The sequence below is a fragment of the Novosphingobium sp. ZW T3_23 genome (assembly GCF_044987305.1).
Taxonomy (GTDB): Bacteria; Pseudomonadota; Alphaproteobacteria; order Sphingomonadales; family Sphingomonadaceae; genus Novosphingobium.
Genome location: NZ_JBJDRF010000037.1, coordinates 14,489 through 31,719, shown reverse-complemented (window position 1 = coordinate 31,719; position 17,231 = coordinate 14,489). Strand labels below are relative to the sequence as shown.

General features: G+C 64.2%; 20 protein-coding genes. 6 read left to right on the top strand and 14 right to left on the bottom strand.

What is annotated here, in order from left to right:
* Positions 1 to 188: 188 nt before the first annotated feature.
* The 13 genes from ACI3K3_RS17590 to ACI3K3_RS17530 all read right to left on the bottom strand — a co-directional run bounded on the left by ACI3K3_RS17590 (position 189) and on the right by ACI3K3_RS17530 (position 10,275).
* Positions 189 to 1,205 carry a TraU family protein gene (locus ACI3K3_RS17590; RefSeq protein WP_404915984.1) on the bottom strand — a complete coding sequence of 339 codons (1,017 nt, stop codon included), beginning with the start codon at positions 1,203 to 1,205 and terminating at the stop codon, positions 189 to 191.
* Positions 1,202 to 1,864: a conjugal transfer protein TraW gene (locus tag ACI3K3_RS17585; protein ID WP_404915982.1), complete on the bottom strand. Its 663-nt coding sequence runs from the start codon at positions 1,862 to 1,864 to the stop codon at positions 1,202 to 1,204. The genes ACI3K3_RS17590 and ACI3K3_RS17585 overlap by 4 nt, the downstream gene beginning before the upstream one ends.
* The gene (locus ACI3K3_RS17580; RefSeq protein ID WP_404915980.1) at positions 1,854 to 2,108 is read right to left on the bottom strand and encodes a hypothetical protein; all 255 of its coding nucleotides are present in this window, start codon (positions 2,106 to 2,108) and stop codon (positions 1,854 to 1,856) included. Before ACI3K3_RS17580 ends, ACI3K3_RS17585 begins: the two co-directional genes overlap by 11 nt.
* The gene (locus tag ACI3K3_RS17575) at positions 2,105 to 2,440 is read right to left on the bottom strand and encodes a hypothetical protein (RefSeq protein WP_404915978.1); all 336 of its coding nucleotides are present in this window, start codon (positions 2,438 to 2,440) and stop codon (positions 2,105 to 2,107) included. The genes ACI3K3_RS17580 and ACI3K3_RS17575 overlap by 4 nt, the downstream gene beginning before the upstream one ends.
* Complete coding sequence (locus ACI3K3_RS17570) at positions 2,437 to 4,926, bottom strand: TraC family protein (protein WP_404915976.1); 2,490 nt, start codon at positions 4,924 to 4,926, stop codon at positions 2,437 to 2,439. Before ACI3K3_RS17570 ends, ACI3K3_RS17575 begins: the two co-directional genes overlap by 4 nt.
* Complete coding sequence (locus tag ACI3K3_RS17565) at positions 4,923 to 5,522, bottom strand: TraV family lipoprotein (RefSeq protein WP_404915974.1); 600 nt, start codon at positions 5,520 to 5,522, stop codon at positions 4,923 to 4,925. The genes ACI3K3_RS17570 and ACI3K3_RS17565 overlap by 4 nt, the downstream gene beginning before the upstream one ends.
* A 35-nt stretch (positions 5,523 to 5,557) precedes the next feature.
* The gene (locus tag ACI3K3_RS17560) at positions 5,558 to 6,877 is read right to left on the bottom strand and encodes a TraB/VirB10 family protein (RefSeq protein WP_404915972.1); all 1,320 of its coding nucleotides are present in this window, start codon (positions 6,875 to 6,877) and stop codon (positions 5,558 to 5,560) included.
* Complete coding sequence (locus tag ACI3K3_RS17555; RefSeq protein ID WP_404915970.1) at positions 6,874 to 7,689, bottom strand: type-F conjugative transfer system secretin TraK; 816 nt, start codon at positions 7,687 to 7,689, stop codon at positions 6,874 to 6,876. Before ACI3K3_RS17555 ends, ACI3K3_RS17560 begins: the two co-directional genes overlap by 4 nt.
* Positions 7,673 to 8,272 (bottom strand): TraE/TraK family type IV conjugative transfer system protein, encoded by a 600-nt coding sequence (locus tag ACI3K3_RS17550; protein ID WP_404915968.1) that lies wholly within the window; start codon positions 8,270 to 8,272, stop codon positions 7,673 to 7,675. The genes ACI3K3_RS17555 and ACI3K3_RS17550 overlap by 17 nt, the downstream gene beginning before the upstream one ends.
* A gap of 42 nt (positions 8,273 to 8,314) precedes the next feature.
* A complete protein-coding gene (locus ACI3K3_RS17545; RefSeq protein WP_404915966.1) occupies positions 8,315 to 8,581 on the bottom strand; it encodes a type IV conjugative transfer system protein TraL in 267 nt (88 codons plus the stop codon).
* Positions 8,582 to 8,694: 113 nt separating this feature from the next.
* The gene (locus ACI3K3_RS17540; RefSeq protein ID WP_404915964.1) at positions 8,695 to 9,012 is read right to left on the bottom strand and encodes a hypothetical protein; all 318 of its coding nucleotides are present in this window, start codon (positions 9,010 to 9,012) and stop codon (positions 8,695 to 8,697) included.
* A 185-nt stretch (positions 9,013 to 9,197) separates the two neighbouring features.
* Positions 9,198 to 10,022, bottom strand: coding sequence for a DsbC family protein (locus ACI3K3_RS17535; RefSeq protein WP_404915963.1), 825 nt, complete (start codon positions 10,020 to 10,022; stop codon positions 9,198 to 9,200).
* On the bottom strand, positions 10,006 to 10,275 hold the full coding sequence (locus ACI3K3_RS17530) for a hypothetical protein (protein WP_404915961.1): 270 nt from the start codon (positions 10,273 to 10,275) through the stop codon (positions 10,006 to 10,008). Before ACI3K3_RS17530 ends, ACI3K3_RS17535 begins: the two co-directional genes overlap by 17 nt.
* Positions 10,276 to 10,606: 331 nt before the next feature.
* Here ACI3K3_RS17530 and ACI3K3_RS17525 point away from each other — a divergent pair, with 331 nt between their 5' ends.
* The 6 genes from ACI3K3_RS17525 to ACI3K3_RS17500 all read left to right on the top strand — a co-directional run bounded on the left by ACI3K3_RS17525 (position 10,607) and on the right by ACI3K3_RS17500 (position 15,072).
* On the top strand, positions 10,607 to 11,014 hold the full coding sequence (locus tag ACI3K3_RS17525; protein WP_404915959.1) for a hypothetical protein: 408 nt from the start codon (positions 10,607 to 10,609) through the stop codon (positions 11,012 to 11,014).
* Positions 11,015 to 11,172: 158 nt separating this feature from the next.
* Positions 11,173 to 11,604 carry a transcriptional regulator gene (locus ACI3K3_RS17520; protein WP_404915957.1) on the top strand — a complete coding sequence of 144 codons (432 nt, stop codon included), beginning with the start codon at positions 11,173 to 11,175 and terminating at the stop codon, positions 11,602 to 11,604.
* On the top strand, positions 11,604 to 12,209 hold the full coding sequence (locus tag ACI3K3_RS17515; protein ID WP_404915955.1) for a GntR family transcriptional regulator: 606 nt from the start codon (positions 11,604 to 11,606) through the stop codon (positions 12,207 to 12,209). The genes ACI3K3_RS17520 and ACI3K3_RS17515 overlap by 1 nt, the downstream gene beginning before the upstream one ends.
* A gap of 209 nt (positions 12,210 to 12,418) precedes the next feature.
* Positions 12,419 to 12,553, top strand: a complete 135-nt coding sequence (locus ACI3K3_RS17510) for a benenodin family lasso peptide (RefSeq protein WP_404915953.1) — start codon at positions 12,419 to 12,421, stop codon at positions 12,551 to 12,553.
* 66 nt (positions 12,554 to 12,619) lie between these two features.
* The gene (locus tag ACI3K3_RS17505; RefSeq protein ID WP_404915951.1) at positions 12,620 to 13,285 is read left to right on the top strand and encodes a lasso peptide biosynthesis B2 protein; all 666 of its coding nucleotides are present in this window, start codon (positions 12,620 to 12,622) and stop codon (positions 13,283 to 13,285) included.
* Complete coding sequence (locus ACI3K3_RS17500) at positions 13,282 to 15,072, top strand: asparagine synthase-related protein (protein ID WP_404915949.1); 1,791 nt, start codon at positions 13,282 to 13,284, stop codon at positions 15,070 to 15,072. Before ACI3K3_RS17505 ends, ACI3K3_RS17500 begins: the two co-directional genes overlap by 4 nt.
* On the opposite strand, the gene ACI3K3_RS17495 is transcribed toward ACI3K3_RS17500, so the two are convergent.
* Positions 15,022 to 17,229, bottom strand: coding sequence for an Atxe2 family lasso peptide isopeptidase (locus ACI3K3_RS17495; RefSeq protein WP_404915947.1), 2,208 nt, complete (start codon positions 17,227 to 17,229; stop codon positions 15,022 to 15,024). The two genes, ACI3K3_RS17500 and ACI3K3_RS17495, sit on opposite strands and share 51 nt — an antisense overlap.
* Positions 17,230 to 17,231 lie beyond the last annotated feature (2 nt).

The window sequence follows — 17,231 nt, the reverse complement described above, 5'->3', positions numbered from 1 at the left end:
GGAAAGGGAAAGCCCGCGTCGATCCAGGAGGGAGATGGCCGCATTGGCCAAGGATGGAGCCGTGCCGCCCGGGGGACAAAGCGGCACGGCTCCGGCACTGCACAGGGGCCGCGGGCCGAAAGGGCCTTGGCGGACAGACCTCCGGAAAATGCGGCCGATCCGTGCAGGGCGTGGGGGAAGCGATCTGCTCATGGCGCCGAGATCCCGGCACAGCAGATCACCTTTTCGAAGAGCATGAACTGGGCATTGTCCTTGCCGGGCGCGTGCTTGGCGGAACTCCACAGCGCACCGGGCCGGCCTATGTTGACGCATTTGCCGCCCTTGACGGGCTCCATGAGCTGAAGCTTGTAGCGGGACTTGGTCCAGATCGGCTGCGGGATGAACGAGCACCCGTCAGCAGAACTGATAGTGAGCGCGCCGAGGCGCCCCATCATGAACGTGCCGCGCGCGGCAAGGCCCGCCCACGCTTCGACACTGTCGCCAAAATGGATGTCGCCGGCGATGGGATAAGTCGCCCCCCAGGAGCCCATGCACCAGAACAGGGGGTCGATGACTTTGCCGGTGGCGGCCGCCGCGCTGTCGCCCATGCAGGCGAGACCTGCGGCCGGATTGCCGAACAGGATTCCTTCGGGCTGGATGATGGCGCCGAGCGTGGCCGACTGCCAGGTCGGCAGGACTTCGGTGATGAGCGCAACATCGAAGCCGTCGTTCTCCAGACAAGGCAGGTCGGTGAACATGTCGAGCATCGCCCAGACCGGCGAGATGTAATAGTGCATCTGCGCGAACATCTTGCGGGTTTGGGTGCCGTCCGCGATCGACGACTGGCTGCCTTGCAGCTTGCCGCCGGTCGGCATGATGTCGGCGCCGAGCGCCATCATGCAGCCCGGCTCAGTGACGACGTCGATCATCCGGTTCGGCGACCAGTACGAGACCTTGATGCCGAGCGTTACCTCGAGACCCTTGCGGCAGGCACAGAGCGGCTTCGAGGCCGACTGGGCGTCGAGTTCCTTGTCGAGCTTGTCGTAGCTGCCGACGCGTACACCGCCGATGGTGATCGGGAAGATGCATGTCCAGCGTACTTTGGTGATGGGATTGAAGACCGTGCCCGCCTCGCATTTTGAGGCGTGCGCCCGATCCGGCAGGGCTATTACCCCGATCCAGGCTAGGCCAAGCGCCGCGAGGAGGAGTGTGTTCCTGCGGCTCATCGCGCTGTCCCTTTCTGCGCCTTGAGTGCTTCGCGGCCATATTCTCTGAGAACGAGGTGCATGCCGGACTGCGCGACGATGACGGGCGCAACCGTAAGGCCAAGCCGGGCTTTCACCCGTTCCTCCAGGATGAAGATCGGCCGTTCGGCCTTTTCTCCGAGCTCGATCGGATCGCTTTGGTCGCTGCCGTGCGCCGCGAGGAGAATGAAATCGGCGGGCCTCGCGGTGCCGAGGGCCCAGGCAAGATCGCGTGGGTGCACGACGACTAGCCGCTGCGGCAGTTTCACGTAAGTGAGCGGATTGAAGGTGAAGCCTTTCGGGTAGAGCGTCTTTCCGCCCGGCAGCGCGATGTCGAAACCCAGCGTATGGAAGGGAACGACGTTTCGGATACGGCTTGCGGCGGCCACCGGTAGAGCGGCGGCTTTCATCGCGCTCCAGCTCGCGCGCGGGCCGAAGGCCTCGCCGAGGTTGGGGGGAAGGGCGGCCGCCTTGCCTTCGATTTCCGAGAGGGCGTCCGGTTCGGCGATGGGCCAGGTGCGCCCGATGGTGCTCGAAGGCGCTGCGCCAGCGGCGGAGGCCATGGCGGCGCTCGCCGCCATGATGGATGTGCCGCGCAGCAGGCCGCATAGGCCCAGCCGGATCCTCGTTTCAGCGATCATGGCACTTCCTTTCGAACGTGCTTTCTTTCGGGGATCCGGCCTCCCGGCCTCCCGGCCAGCCTGCCAGCGCCGCGGCAAAGCAGCTGACGCCCAAGGGGAAGAGCGTCCACACGAGCATGCGCGCGTGGGCATCGAGTTTGGCCGCGAGCAGCAGCAGGACGATCTGCAGCAGCATCAGCAGATAGCCTGCGACGATCAGCCGGATCGCCGGGGCGGATGGGGACGAAGAGAGCAGGCCCTTCATCGCCCAAGCCTCCTTCTGACGCGATCGGTAAGGCGCATGGTTCCTGCCGATAGACCGACGAGCAGGACCCCGGTAGCAAGGCAGGACCCTGAGACCATGAGGCTGGCGCGCAGCACGAGCATCGCCGGGTGCCCCAGCAGGCTTCCCGCAGCAAAGACGAGGACGCCCATCATGCAGGTCTCCGCGACCACCAGCCGAAGCCGCCAATGGACCGCTTCGGATTTCAGACGCTGGGCGACGCGCTGCTCGACGAGGTTGTCGATCTCGGGCATGACCTCTTCGGTGAGGTCGAGCACGTCTTTTTCGTCCCGGACGGTACCGGGCCTGGTCATGGCCGGACCTCTCCGAGAACTTCGGCCGGGTCGACGCCGGCAAGCCGGCAGACCGCTTCCAGCGGCGAGGCGCCCTGCCGCATGAGGCTTTCGAAGGCTGCGACATCCTCGGGCGCCGAGGTGTTGATCCAGTAGGAGAACGGATCGACCACGAGCCGCGCGATGCCGAGGCCCAGCGGCGAGTCGATGAAGACTTCCGAATAGTTCGGCTTGGAATTCCGAACCGATTTCAGGAGATCGAGAACGAAGCCCGAGTAGTCCAGGATCTTGTTCTCGACCGCCCGGTCATAGGTCGATCCCTGGAGCAGAAACCGTGTCGCGGCGTTCTCCAGAATGACCTGGCCGGTGCCGCCGAACAGCAGAAGGTCGTTCATCGACTGCAGGACGATCCCGAACGAGCCGCGGTACTTGCGTGCGCGCCGATACCCCTGGCCGAAGGCTTCGGCGAGACGGGAGAGGTCCTGCCCATCCGTACGGGTCATGAACTGGGCGGCCTCGTCGCAGAGCACGAAGCGGGGGCGGTCCCGCGCGGAAAGGTAGAGTTCCTGGGTGAGCGCGTTCACCACCACCATGACGATGACGTTGAACAGGTCCGGCATCGATTTCAGACGTTCCAGCTCGAGAACCACGAACTCGTCGGAGCGGATGTCGAGGGTGGAGCGGCCGTTGAAATAGTGGCCGTAGGCGCCATTCGATCCGAAATCGCGCAAGTTGAAAGCGAGTTCGCGGGCGACCGGCAGAAGGTGATCGACACTGTCGAGCCCGCTACCCACCAGCGTGGGATAAGTCCCGAGCCATTCCCTCACGGCGTCGATGCCGCGTTCGGCCCGGCCGGTATCGATCGTCCACTGGACGGCTGACTTCAGAAGATTCCACTCCGAGGTCGTCACGCCCTTGCGGGTCGAGGCATTGGCCATTTCGGCAACGATCGCCACCGCCATGGTGATGGCAGACTGCTTGTCGTCGCCGTCCACCGCGAGGCCCATGTCGAAAGGATTGAGGACGAGACGCTCTTCACCGATATCGATGTACCGGCCCGAGCACAGCGTGCAGAGCTTGCGGTAGCTTCCGCCGATGTCGATGATCCGGATCAGCGCGCCGCAGGCATAATATTGCTGGCAAAGATTATTGAGGAGGAAGCTCTTGCCTGCGCCACTCTCGGCCGAAACCACGAAGTTGTAGTTGTTGATCCCCGGGTCGAAGAGATCGAGCGTGATGAGCTGGCCCTTGCGGCCGGTGTAGAGGAGGGCGGGACGCCCGCCGCCGCGAAAGTCGGTCTGGACCGGCGCCATCAGTACCGCGGCTTTGGCGGGCATGCGGAAATCGCGTTCGAGGAGGCGCAAGGTCGTGCGGTCGGGATAGAGCCCAAACGGCAGGCTCATCACCAGCATGGTCGGATTGAGATAGCTTTCTTCCTGCATCGAGAAGGGCAGTGGCTCGCATTCCCAGAGGCGTTTTGCCCGCGCCGCGAGTTCACGGGCATGGGCGCGGTCACGGCCGAACACCCAGAGCGTCGGGATCACGCGGACGAAGCGCGAGTTGCTGGCCTCGTCGAGTATCCAGCCGATCTCCTCGATCTGCTTGCCGACCTCGATCGCGAAGCTTCCTGCCGCCTTCTGCGCCGAGAGAATCTGCGCGCGCTTGTGGATCTCGAACTGGGAGTGATCGAACAGGATATTGAGCGTGTAGAGAAAAGGTCCGCCGATCTGGTCGCTGTCCTCGGACGCGCCGCGCATGCCGCCCATCAGCCGGTTGGCCCGTTCAGCGGTAATGCGCCGGGCCGGTGCCTTGGGCGTCAGGCACCGCGCGACCTGGTTGCCGAGGAACACTTCTGGGCCTTCGAACACCAGGTCGGGACCGGCATCGATGATCTGGCGGGCGATCGGCGGCGCGCCGACTTCGCTGCCGCCGGCGAAGACCCCCGGCGCAGGCTTGCTGACGCCGTTGAATACGCGGCGGTAGAAGGACACCGTCTCTTCCGGTTCCAGGCGCCGGATGCCGAGTTTCGAAAGCTGTTCCTCGACCTGGCGGCGCAGGTCCTCGCCGAGCGGGCGCCGGGTCTTGATCGAAAGCAGGGTGCGGAAGTTGCGCACCGGGATGCCGTGGAGTGCCTTCAGGCCATGGCGACCTTCGCCGAGATAGGCATGCGTGCGCCGCGCGGAGGCCTGGATCAGCGGATCGTCCCGCAGCTTCAGATCGAGAAAGGCATCGAGCGCATCATCGATGAGCGGATCGGCAAAGGTGTGGAGCTGAAGGACCGTTCCGTCGGGAAAGTGGATGTTGAACAGACCCTGCAGCGCCGACTGCACGTGGGCGAACATGTAGGCCGCCGGCTCGATTTCCCAGGCGTGGCCCCAGGTATCGTCGATGCAGAGAAAGGCCTCGGTGTCCTGGTCCCATGCGAGCAGCGGCAGGAACTGCGAGAAGCTGTCGCGCCGAACCGCGCTGCGCAGCTTCGAGTATGTGAGATCGGAGGCGGCGGTCATCGATCCTGCTCCCCGTCCGAAGGCTGCGGTTCGCCCCCAGCCGGTGCGGCAGCGGCTTCTTTCACTTGTCCAAGCACCGGCGCATGGGCTGCGGCGCTGGGGCTGCGCACCAGCGTGCCGCCGACGACCCAGACGGGGCGGCCGAGCACGGAGTAGACATAGCGCGGCATGTAGAGCCGGTCCGGACGGGTCCGGTCGGCGTAGGGCAGGATCAGCGTGCGCACGGTTCGCGCGGGCTTCAGCATCGGCGTGACCGGCTCGTCGATAAGCCCCTTCAGCTCGCGGTAGACGCTGTTGCGGTAGCCTTCATAGCCCGCTGTCCCCGCGCCTTTTCGCCGCGCGGCGGTGTTCGCGGCTTTTGCTCCGCCAGTGGTTACGCGGGGATCGGATTTCGAGACGGCGCCTGCGAGAGCATCTTCATAGGCGCGCTCGGGATGGATGCACTGCCCGTGATCCTCGTTCTTGCACGAGAACTTTTCCGAATAGGGCGACATCATCGAGCCCACTGCGGCGCAGCCCTGTAGCAGGGGGACGGTGAGCGAGAGGGCGAGAAGCGGCGCGCGGCTGCGCGCTCGGGCAGACCAGATCGGTACCATGAACCTGTCTCCTGATGCGTGGGAATTGGGCCGCGTCACAGCTTGGCGCCGACAGACGGTTTGATCTCGAGGGTGAGACCTTCCTGGATGACCACGACGACATCCTTCGCGGCGCCTACCTCGACAACGGGGCCGGCTTGCCGGGCGAGATCGAGGTAGAAGTCGGTGAGCTTGTCGGAAGAGCGTGAGAGCCCTCCGGCAATTCCGGCCTTGGCCGCGTCTCCGGCATCGAGCGAGCGCACGCTGCCGAGCGCCGAGGTCGAGAGGTTGCCGAAGGTCCCTTCGACAGATTGCGAAATCCCCGCGATGGTCCCGGCGATGAAGGAACGCGCGAGCGTGGCGCCGGCGCGCGTCACGACCCGGCCCGACAGTCCTTTCTTGCCGTCGGCATCGACGAAGAACCCCTTGATCGGCTGATCGACGACGGCGTGTTCCTCGAAGTCGACGCAGGAGAGCGAGACCAGCTGAACTTCGACCCGTTCCTTGGCGAGGCTGCCGGTGGCGTTGCCGATGACAAAGCAGCCGGAGAGATTGGCCTTGACGTCGTTGGGCAGAACCGCAGGCGCCTGGACGCGCGCGATGACGGGCTCAGGGTTGGTTGTCGCGTCCCGGCTCGCCAGCGCGTCGATACCGGTCAGCAGCCGCGCTTTCATGAAACCAGGCGGCAAATAGATCGTCCGGCTCGCTTTTTTTGGGCGAGCCGCGCCGGCCGTGCCTCCTTCCGCAGGGAGCGCGGTCGTTGCCGAGCCGATCGCGCCGACTTGTCGTTCGCTCGGCGGGACCGGCGGCGCGGCGGCGGTGCCACCTGGAACTGCCGGCGGTGCGGGCAGGTGCCCCATCTCTGCCTGCACTTCGGGCGGCGGAGGAGGAAAGTCGGGAATATCGACCGGGATCGCCGGAGGCAGATCATCGTCGGCGCCCGCGTGCCTATCCCCGTGCGGGCCGGAAAGGGAGCCCGGCACGACCTTGCCCTCCTCGATCGCGGAAACCCGGTCGCCGAGCAAGGTCTGGCCGTCGAGGATCTTTTGAAGATCGCCGCGCAGCTTGACCTCGAGGCTGTCCCCGCGAAGGCCCGCGCCCATGTCGAGCTTGGAGGCCTCGGGGGCCTTGGGCGCGATCTTTTCGCCGCTCGAGCTCGCGGCATAGAGGCCCATGCCGAGGAGGGCGATCCCGGAGAGGACACTGGCCTGCTTGATGCGGAGCCGCTGATCGGAGGTAAGGCCGGACCACTTGTCCCGGGTTTCGGAGACCAGGCGATCAGCGAGGCTCTGGTGATGATGGGTTGCGGCTGCCGGGGTGTGGGCCTGGCTGCGCCCCTGTGCTGTCGGGGGCCGATCTTCGGGTGAAGCGCTCATGGTTGCCGGCTCCTGCGAACAACGACGAGCCGCGCAGCGTCCCCGACACCGGGACCGGCATCTGCACCTGCCCCGAGCGTGAGACGATCAAGGGTCACCGAGAAGATGTCGGCGCCGAGCGCGACATCGAGGAAATCCCGCTCATCGAGGGTTATCGGGGTTGGGCTCGGCGCAGCGGCTGTTACGAGATACTCGCTGATCGACAGGCCAGTCCCCTCGATCTCGAGGCGGCGGCGCTCGGCAAGCGAGAGTTGCGGGAGGTTCTCGAGCAGGATCGGCTGCCGCGCGGGCGCGGCCTCGCTGAACGAGGCGGGAATGCGGTCCTGCAAGACGGCCAGTGCGATACCGACCGCGCGCTCTTCCTCGACAAGAGGGGCGAGCAGGGCTTCGTTGCTGCGCGCACGCTGGGCCTGACCGGGGAGCAGGTTTACGGTCTGGGCAGGAATGTCGGAAGGCTCGGCGTAGAGCGGGTATACCGCGCCGTTGCAGGTAACGAAGAACTCCGATGGTGCCGTCACGTAGGTCCGCGTCTTCAGGCCCATGTCCTCGGTCTCTAGAACCAGGAACTTGATCCAGGCGTCCGCGCCGCCGCGCTCAACGGCGAGACCCTTTTCGGCTGAGAAGCGCACGTCCTCGATCTCACCGCCTGTGCAAACGAGATGGTTCACATCGCGGTTCGACAAGCGGATATGGCTGGTCTGCTCCGGGAAGGCCGAGATTGCCGCGGATTGGGCCTGTGCTTCGGCCGAAAACACCGGAGTGAGCGGGGCGAGCAGGATCGCGAGCAAACGCGCTTTAGCGGATGTCGGCATCGAAGTTCTCCTCCTGGAGGGCGATGAGCCAGAAGCGACCGCTGTCGATCGCGTAGCGAATGCGCAGGTTTCCGCGGAACTTGCGGATGACGCCGCCGATGACGCGGACCTTCTCGACGGGCACGAGTATTTCGCTTTTCGTCCAGGTGACCGGTTGATCCGAACGGATGTAGGTCGAGATCGAAAGCGTCGGGTTCGTCGCGAGCTCGTCGAGCAGGCGGCTGAGACTGTCGCGCACCGCGTTGTAGGTGCTGGGATGGACAAGGCTCAGTAGTTCCTGGAACTGGCGATCGGCGGAATAGGCAGAATAGGTGCCGGCCAGCGAGACGATGTTGAAGGTCATCGTCCGCAGGTAAGCCGCCGAGGGCATGTTTCCGGTAACGTAGAGATCGCCACCGGCGCCGAACGGAACCACGACAGTGCGCTGGTTCTGGTTCGACGTGTAGATCGCGCCGCCCAGGACCGTTGTGATCCCGAAGAGGCCGACGACCGCGACTTTGAGCAGCCGGTTTTCCTCGAAGAGGTTGGCCGAGCCCTTGAGATAGCGATGAAGGTGCCAGCTCGGGCGCGTGTCGCCGATCATTTCGGGCTCGCGGCGGCGGCGGAAGGGAAAGACCACCGCGCGCTACTCGAAGAAGCGGGTCTGGGTAGGGCCGGGATAGCGGCGCAGGCGTGCCAGTCCCCAGCGCCAGGCGAGATGCGGTATGAACCCGCGCGGCTTCGAGCGCTTCCACGGGAGGAAGAAGAGAAGAGCGCCGGCGAACATCCAGCCGATGATCCCGCCGACTATGGCCGCAACGAAGATCGTGGCCATGACGACGATGAACTCCTGGCTGTCGAACCAGAGGATCTGGACCGGACGGTGCAGGTATTGAGGCAGACGTTCGTCCAACGCTCTTCTCCCTTGCTTCACCACGCCTGTGCCGGCGTGATTAACGCGAGGCGGGGTTGCCTCACGTGGGTTTGGCCGACCAGCGCGCTATCCGCGGCCGGGCGGCGCATGCTTCAGATCACCATTCCGAAAGTCTGGAGGATCGAGTCCGCCTTGATGAGGCAGACCGCCGCCACGATCGTGGGGATACCAATCATGATATTCGAGAACAGGCGCGAAACGCCGAACAGGAACGCCGCGACACCGCCCACAAAGCCAAGCGGGCCCTTCACGCCCTGGTTCACGACGATATCGTAGATGTCGTAACCGAGGTCGCCCGCGGCGGGGGCAGAGAAGGCATGGGCCGCTCCGGCACCGATGGCAGCCGCGAGGAGAAAAAGAACGGCGCCGGCGTGGGCGCGGCGGCCGTTTCCCAGGACAAGTTTCTTCATTTCAGGTCTCCTTGAAAGGGAGCCATCCTCGTGGGGATGCCTTGCCGGCAGCGATTGGTGTCGTGTCCGGCCGCCGGCTGCGCTGGACGGCTCCATGGCGGGACGCAGTCGTCGGCATTCTGGGTCTTGCCGGCGCGATAACCGCGGCCGGCGTCAGTCGGGCGTCCGGGCGCCGGACACCCCGGTCATGGATCCTTGGCGGGCTTGGAATAGGCCGTATCGAGGAAGGCCTGCAGTTCGCCTTGCTGAAATCCGGAAATGAGCTTGCCGTCTGCGACCAGCGTCGGCGTTCCGGTTATTCCCATCTTGCCGATGGCCTGCGCCATGCGCGCCACGCGATCGGCGCCTTCCTTGCATTTACGCAAGGGGGAGGGATCGGCACCGGCATAGATCGCACGGAACTCGCGTTCGGGATCGGGCGAACACAGGATGTGCTCTGCCTTTGCGGCCGCGCCGGGATGGATGCCGCTGACGAAGTAGACCTGGCGCTGTACCGGCTGACCCTCGGCCGTCCTCGCGAGCCAGAAGCGTTCGAGCGCCTGGCAGTAGGGGCAATCGGGATCGGTGAACTCGATTACCTTGGGGGCGCCTTCGGGACCGATCCGCAAGGCGTCGGCAGGTGCGATTGCGCCCATGCGCTTCCTTGCGGAAGCATCCTGCGCGAAGGCCGTCAGATTCGCGCCGCTGCGGTCGTATAACACACCGAAGATCAGGTGTTCGCTGTCGGGAGCGAAGTAGATCATTCGGCCCCCTGCTAGCGCCTGATAGACAGGACCGCGCAGCGGAGACAGAGCGAAATCCTCGAAGGCGAGGTTGGTGAAGCTCTGCCGCAGCTGCGTTTCGGCCCGAGCGGCAGCAGCGCTCAGCACTGCGCCGTCGCCTCCGCTGGCTTTTTCGCCGCCGCGATTGCCGTTGTTGCCCCCGAGATTTGAGGTGACTTCAGCTCCGGCGCCGGCGCACAGGAGCGCCGCCAACGCCGCGCCGCCGATGAGCCTAGCGAAGCGCAGCACGTCCGGCCTCCTGACGCCGCGTGAACAGCCTGGGATCGAGCTGCAAGCCGTTCCCGAGTTCGATGGCATGGCGCTCGGACGCTATGACCGGAACGACGGCAGGCCGGATCACGAAAGCGCCGCCGTGCTGGACGATTTCGAGAGTGTCTGCAGGCGGCGCCTTGCGCTCGAAGGCCGGCGGTTGGGCAGCCGGGCTGAGCGGATGCGGTACCGCGATGCCGGCAAGCATGATAAGAGGGTGCAAGAGTGACATCAGGCCTATCTCCTCGCAGCGCTGATCTCGCGCGGAACGGATGATGATCGATGATCCCGGGCTCGCTTCCCGCGGAGCGGGGGCTTTGCGATGTCCGTGAAGGCATAGCACCACGGCGCCGGCGAGTGCGCAAGGCGCAGGGCACCAAGGTGCCGGAGCGGTGAAACAAAGCCGGAAGAAACCGTTTCTATCTCAGATAGGTCTGAAACAGGCGGCGCTGTGACGGATTTCGACAGAAACGGCATTTCAGTGCCGGTTCCGCCCTGCGATCATGTGTTTTTACCGGCGAGAAGCTGTGAAGAGGCGAGGAAATCCTCATCCAGGAGTGGTCATGGCCCGAGCAACTCGAACGTTCAAACTCAGTCTGTCACCGGCAGGTCTCGAAGTGCTGATCGCTTCGCATTGCCGGCTGATACAGCAGACCCGTGCGCTTTTGGCCTGGGGAACGACGTTGCATGTGGCCGTCGAGCACCTCGCCGCCTGTCCGTTCGAACAGGTATCGGACAGCCTGAGATCCGTCATCGACCATGGGCTGGCCGGCGCCGAGGAGCATCATCTCGGTGCGCCGCACCGTTTGGGTATTATGGCCGCCGGCATTATCGAGCACTATCGCCGGAGCGACGTCGGCTCTCCAGCACCGACGCTGGGCGCTATCTATTTAGCCGCGCTGACCCAGCTCGTCAGCGCGCAGCGCGGCGATGTCCTGGCTGCCTACGACCGCGTGATCACCTCTTCGTGAGATGCGATCGCCGGTAATCGGATCACTTTACTGACCAGGTTGCTGTACTTCAGACAAGTTGTCTGAGGTTCCATTTGACAGTGGTGGTATGCACACCCTAGCTAACTTCGATGAATTGGCCTTGGCGGGCGGTTTCTCCCCGTAAAGGAGACACGGATATGTCGCAATCGAACGCGGCTGCCGTTGCCGAAAGTCCGCTCGATTACGTCAAGGTGCAGTCGGGACGGCAGATCGAAGAGGCACGGAAGCGAAAGCGCATAACGCAAGCTGATCTTGCCCGCGATCTTGGCATGGGCGTTCGGTGGTTACGCGAAATAGAGGGAGGAAATCCGAGGGCGCGGCTAGATGACCATCTGCTTTGCACCTTCAAGCTTGGGCTTTCCACCGGCCCCATCCTGTTTCCACTCCTCTTTGCCGGGCAGCAGATGTCCTTTCCCCGGCAACTTGCGACCGGCGATCTCAGCGACCTCGAGCGTATCTGCATCGAAGTCATTGCGCACAAGCATCTCGAGCATCTCACGCGTGCTTTGACCCCGGCATGGCGCACGGTGGAACTACAAACGCATCTTCAAAGGAAGGTAGCCGGGTAATGGCAGCGCTTGATCCCCAGCTTCAGGAACGCATCTACGCCTTGCTCAAGGCTGACTACCTCGCAGGTGTAATGCCGCCCGGCGAGAAACTTGATCTACAGATGCTCTCCGATCGCTTCAAGACCAGCAAGACCCCGGTGCGGGAGGCTGCCTGCCGCCTGATGGGAGAGGGACTGCTGGATCGGCACGGCGAGGGGGGCTTTATGGTAACCCTCTACAGCGCGCGCGAGCAGGCGCAGCTCTATGCCTGGAGCGCACATCTGCTGAGCGGACTTGTCCAGGTTCTGAAGACAGATGCCATAAGCCGGATTCTCGGCGGGTTTCCGCCGGATCCGCAGCCGGCGGATAAAGTGGAAGTCGCACAGCTTACCGGTCTGTTTTTCGAGCGCCTTGCAGGTGCTACGGGCAACAACCGCGCAAGTGAGACCATCGCCGCGATCAATGCGCAGACGCACTACTTGCGGATCATGAATCCGATGAGCCTCGCCGATGCGACTCGCGAGCTCCAAGGGCTCTTCAATCCCGCCGTCTCGGACCTCCAGAAAGCGCTGCGCAGGCGTATTGCTGCCTATCATACGCGGCGAATTGCCGCTTGCAGCGCCTGACTTAGGCGCGCGGGCCGTGATTTTCGGTCCCCGCGAGGCTCGCGAGAAAAACGGAGCAACGGGGACAGCGTCGCGGTTTCCAGCAGATGGGAAGAGGTCTCCCAGTATTCTACGCCAACCTGGCGTAGAATATCTGCGTCTTCGTGGCCGACTTGAGAGGTACTGTAGGGGCTGCCGCAATCCTGCGGTCAATACGAGAGGAAACTACCATGAACCGCAATGAACAGCCCGCTGAAGAACTGGCCGATCTCGGCGCGATCGTCGAGGAAACCAAGGGCGGATCCGTCCTTCTGAACGATACCAACGGCCCGCAGCAGCAGCCGGTCGGTCTTTCCGACGACTGATGGCGTCATGAGTGCACTCCCCTCGCGCGAGGGGAGTGCACGCTCGGTAAGGTCGAAGGGAATGCCATGTACTACCGCCTGCGCTCTGGCTTGCATCTCTGCCTCCTTGATGGCCGGGCCCTGTTCCTCGACATCGAGAGCGGCCGCTATTTCGCAGCAGCCGGGCAGTCGGCCGCCACCCTGGCACGCCTCGCGGCCGCCGGAGGGTCAGATGAGGACGAACGCCTCGATATCGGAAAGCTGCTCGCCTGCGCCTTGATCGTCCCCGCCGGGAAAGGCGACGTGTTTGCTCCGACAGCGACCGTCGATCCCCTCCAGGCAGCGTTCAGCGCCGCGGGCGACGCGGTAGGATGGCGGGGAACCGCGAGGTCGGCCGTCCGGCAACTCGCGGCAAGAAGGATGACGGCGCGGATGACATTTGCCCAAATTCTCCGTGAGATCTTGAGACGCAGGCGCCGCGAAAACCGGAGGGACGACCGATCCGGCCACAGTCTGGAAGCTCTTGCCGCCTTTCATGAAAGGGCCGGGCTGTTTCTGGGGCACGCCGATCGCTGCCTGCCACGCTCACTGGCACTTCTCCTCGATGCCTACGCGAACGGGCACCGGCCGCAGTTCGTGATTGGGGTCAGAAGCCATCCCTTCGCGGCACATTGCTGGGTGCAGTCGGGAGGAACAGTGCTCAATGACAACATCGATCACGCCCGTCTGTTTACGCCGATACTCGTCCGATGACAGGGCATCGCTACCTTATTCTGGTGCCGCGGGGCGAATGCCCCAGCGAAGCGCATATCGAGAGAATCGCTCGTCTTACCGGGCTTCCCTACCGCGCCGAACAGGACCGGCTCGTCATACTGACCGATCGCAGCGAGGCGCTGTATCGTGTGGGGTGCGGACTTGTCAGCGGTACTCTGTTCCACCGCTTCGGCAGCGCCCGGCCGATAGGCTATGAGGAGGAGCTCGACCTCGGGCCGCAGCCGGCCAAGCGGCTCCTCCAGCGGTACTGGGGCAGCTATGTCGCGGTGCTCCTATCGGCTGATGCTGTCATGGTCATACGCGATCCGTCCGGCGCCACGCCTGCGCACTACGCTGAGGCAGACGGGCTCGTCCTCGTCGCTTCCGATGCGGCGCTGCTTCAAGATGCCGGGGCGATTTCCGGTGAGATCGATGACGAGGCGCTGGCGCGCCACATCTATCTGGCGGACCTGCCGCTGCCCGACGCGCCGCTTGCCGGAGCTCGGCGCCTTTCTCCAGGCTCTGCCCTGAAAGTGACAGCAGGCGATATTCTCTGCGAGACGCTTTGGAATCCGTGGAATTTTGTAGAGCCGGCCTCCGTCCCCCGCAGCCTGGACGAGGTCGCCGCTGCTCTTTCGCGCACGACCGGGAACTGCATTCAAGCCTGGGCTAACTGCTTTTCCTCGATTCTGGTCGGCGTGTCGGGCGGTCTCGATTCCTCGATCGTCACAGCCTGCCTTGCCGGGCGAGAGCAGGCAGTGACGGGACTTACGCTGGTGGCGCCTGATCCGGCCGGCGACGAAAGAGGCTATGCGAGCGCGCTTTGCGAGCATCTTGGCGTGACGCTGCGCGAGGAATACTATGCCCTCGAAGACGTAGACCCGGTCAAATCCTGCGTCTCCCACCTGGCGTTTCCGTCCGGGCGCACGCAATCCCAGGCCTACAACGCGGCGGTAAGCCGGGCGATGCAGGGATGCGGCGCGGAGGCATTCTTCACCGGCAACGGCGGCGACAATGTCTTCTTCCTCAGCCAGTCGACGCGGGGGTTGATCGACTTGCGGCGTTCGGGAGCATCGATAGGCGAGGCATGGCAGGCTCTGCGCGACATCTGCGCGCTTACCGGCTGCAGTTTTGCAGCGGCGATCCGTCAGGCCCGGAAGATTGCACGTGGCCCATCGCGCTACGAGTGGCGTCCGGATCTGCGGTTCCTTTCGGATGCGACCATCCGGAAATGTGCAGAGGCGTCGCCCGAGCACCCCTGGCTCGATGCCCCGCCCGGCGCGCTTCCGGGAAAGGCTGCACATATCGCGATGATTCTGCGCATTCAGAACCACGTGGAAGGGTTCGATCCGATAACCGGCCCTCTCGTCGTCAACCCGCTACTTTCCCAGCCCATCCTTGAGGAATGCCTGGCTATCCCGACCTGGCTTTGTTTTTCAGGCGGGCGGGACCGAGCGGTGGCGCGCCGCGCCTATCGCGACCGGCTACCGGCAATGGTGGCCGATCGGCGGGTCAAGGGCGGTCCGGATGGCTTCGCCTCTGCGGTGCTGGAAGCCAACCTTCCGCAGATACGCGATCGGCTCCTCGGCGGACGCCTGGCGGAGCGGGGCATCATTGACCTCGCTGCAGTCGAGCAAGCCTTGCGGCCCGGTGCGGCAGATCGTGGCCCTTCGTTCGTGCCGCTGCTGTTTTTCCTCGATATGGAAGGTTGGATCGAGCACTGGATGGTCCGATCGTCACAGACAAACTCTCCGACCTGCGGGGAGCGCAGTGGCGCCGAATTCTAGGGCAGGGGGCGGGAAGGGGCAGCATCGGTCACATGCCGGTTGATCGGGCTCGAAGGCAACTCCGCGCGCAGTACTTCGAGGTTTCGATTTCCAGTCTCGCTTCATGCGGAGCCAACTCTCTCGCTCGGTGCGGCCGGGCGGAGCCACGTCCTTGAGCCAGAAATCGAACCAGGCCAGGTTTCGCTCATAGACGGCTAGCTTATGTGCCGGTTGCCACTTGATATGGTGTTCATCGCGGAAGACATACATGTCCACCGGATGGCCGGCTTCGCGCAGCGCGGTGAAGCTTTCCAGAGCGCCGAGGTATTCCGTGTCCGCCATCTGCAGAAGCAGGGGGAAGCGAATGTCCCGCGCGTTCTGTGCGAGGGAAATCTTCTTCCAGAAATCCTTTCGCTTATCGAGAAGGCGCGGCCAACCGCTTCGCGCGAAATGATCGGCCACGCCCTTGTTTAGCAGAAAATCCTGGCTGCGTTCCCAGCAGCAGCCGCTCGCCGAGCCGGCTGCAAACATGGTGCCGTTGACGGCTGCGAACTGTACCGTCGACGAGCCGTCGCTGAGACCGGTGATGCCAATTCGTGCCGGATCGACCAGACCTTGCGCGATCAGCGGTCTGAGCAGGCTTTCGATCGAGGAAAGGACAGTGCGGCGATCGCGAAAGCCGTTCAGGAGCTGCTTTTCGGCTTCCTCGCTTGTCCTGGCATTGCTGGTCAGAGCAAGGGCATCGGGTCGCTGCAGGCTGAGCACGAAGTAGTCTCGCGCGGCAAAGGCCTGGATCGGAAACTCGTCTCCGGTTCCGCCGCGAAGGAAGCCGCGAGACGTGTACTGCACCACGATGAGCGGATAGGTTTTGCCGGCGCGATACCCCAGCGGATAGACCAGATCTCCGAACGTCTCGATCCCGAAGCTGTTGCAGGTAAAGAGACGTTTCACTCGGCTCTTACGCAAGGCGGCAAACGAGGCATTGGGATCGAAAAGCACCGATCTGCGCTGTGCCGACGGATCGAAGCGGACCAGCCGCCGAGGTTCGAGTGATCTCTCTTCGAGGCAGTAAAGGTCGTTTCCGTGCGGTTGGCAATCCGTGAGCAGCGCGGTCGTCGCCATCAAGCGCCTCGCGTGTCTCGCGCCGGGCCGCCACTCGTAGACCGTGGTTACGTTGTTTACCCGGCCTTCGCGGCGCAGGATGCGGACATGGCGGCCGTCGCCCGCCCACCAGGCGACAAGACCGGCTCCGGTGCAGGCGATGTCAGCGCAAGGCCTGATGCGGCCTTTTGCATCCTGCACTTGCAGCCGCACGTCCGGTCGCAGGGGGAATCCGCTCGTCGGTGCCAGCGCAATTCTGCTGCCGTGTTCCGACAACAAGGGAGGTGTTCCTCCATGGCTGCCAAGCCGAGCGATCTGCCCCGGTGTCGCGGGGACCATGCGCTTGTCCTCACCGACGGCGACATAGGCGTGCTCGCTGCCCGGACGGGGAAACGGGACGGCACCTGCTCCGGGCGAAATCCGGGCATCGAACCGGTAGCCTGATCGCTCTTCGCGCTTGATGGCCTCCCGCTGTGCAGTGAGGTCGGGACGAAGCGCAAGGATCATGGTGCGCCCGTCGGCATCGAAAGCGAAACGATCCACCTCAACCTTGCCGCTCGTTGCCGTGCGGCTGCCACTGCCATCGGTCTCGGCGATCCAGACCTGTATGGTCCCCTGGGTTTGCTTGAGATAGGCGATGCGCCGGCCGTCCGGCGACCAGACCGGTTCGATCGTCCGGACAAGGCCTGTCGCGACGCCCGCTCGGCCCAGCATATCGCTTCTTGAAAGAATGAGCTCTCCGCCCCTGTCCAGGATACGAACCGGACCCGGGCCATCCGCTGGCAGAACCACCAGCGCCTGGCAAAAGCCATTGGCGTCCGGATCGGCCTTTCGGACCTGAAGCGCGATCCACCGCCCGTCGGGCGAGATTGAGAAGATGTGTCCTTCGCCGGGATCAGGGGCGTCGGGCCCTACGTCGGCGAGGGTCACGAGATCGCGGGCGGTGACGGGGCCGCTTGAAACGCGCTTGCCCTGCACGAGGTCGGAACAGTCCGGGAGGACCGTCGCGGCTTTCGCGCTGGGATGAAGAAGGATAGCGGAAACCGCCGCCGCCAGAGCAGCGCATAGCACTCGCATGA